Annotated in this window: 1 protein-coding gene; it reads left to right on the top strand. The window is 48.5% G+C overall.

From position 1 onward, the window contains the following. Positions 1-12: 12 nt before the first annotated feature. Positions 13-305: P-loop NTPase (locus A3751_RS02495; RefSeq protein WP_156492213.1), on the top strand; the 293-nt coding region annotated here is incomplete at its 3' end.

Here is a 305-nt window from a genome sequence, read left to right as displayed (position 1 = left end):
AAAGCGAGCAAGATGAACGTCGTTAAATTAGAAAAAACGAAATCCTCTCCACGTATCCCGCGCGTTTTAGCTATCACCGGTGGCAAGGGCGGTGTTGGTAAAACTAGCGTATCCGTAAATCTCGCAATCGCTCTGGCAAGGACTGGTTCAAAGGTGTGTTTGTTTGACGCGGATACTGGTCTGGCCAACATCAATGTGATGCTGGGCTTGCATCCGGCTTACACATTAGAGCATCTATTCACCGGTGAAAAATCGATACACGATATTTTGCTTGAGGGCCCTGCGGGTATCGACATTATCCCCGG

The organism is Oleiphilus sp. HI0080 (assembly GCF_001635135.1).
This window is presented reverse-complemented; position numbering and strand designations above follow the sequence as displayed.